Genomic DNA, 582 nt, shown 5'->3' on the forward strand with positions numbered 1-582 from the left:
AGACGAGCTCAAGATGGGCTTTCCAATTATGGAGAGTTTGATCCTGGCTCAGGATGAACGCTGGCGGCGTGCCTAATACATGCAAGTCGAACGCGAGAGGAGGGAGCTTGCTCCCTCTGATCGAGTGGCGGACGGGTGAGTAACACGTAGGCAACCTGCCCATCAGCCGGGGATAACTGCGGGAAACCGTGGCTAATACCGGATAATCCTCTCCACCGCGGGGTGGGGAGTTGAAAGACGGTTTCGGCTGTCGCTGATGGATGGGCCTGCGGCGCATTAGCTGGTTGGCGGGGTAACGGCCCACCAAGGCAACGATGCGTAGCCGACCTGAGAGGGTGATCGGCCACACTGGGACTGAGACACGGCCCAGACTCCTACGGGAGGCAGCAGTAGGGAATCTTCCGCAATGGACGCAAGTCTGACGGAGCAACGCCGCGTGAGTGAAGAAGGGTTTCGGCTCGTAAAACTCTGTTGTTAAGGAAGAACGCCAGGTAGAGTAACTGCTACCTGTGTGACGGTACTTAACCAGAAAGCCACGGCTAACTACGTGCCAGCAGCCGCGGTAATACGTAGGTGGCAAGC

General features: G+C 57.7%; 1 rRNA gene. It reads left to right on the top strand.

Annotated elements, in window-relative coordinates:
• Positions 1 to 25: 25 nt before the first annotated feature.
• Positions 26 to 582 (top strand): 16S ribosomal RNA (locus WN59_RS07910); the annotation flags it as partial.

This window comes from Salinicoccus sediminis, assembly GCF_000986795.1.
Taxonomy (GTDB): Bacteria; Bacillota; Bacilli; order Staphylococcales; family Salinicoccaceae; genus Salinicoccus; species Salinicoccus sediminis.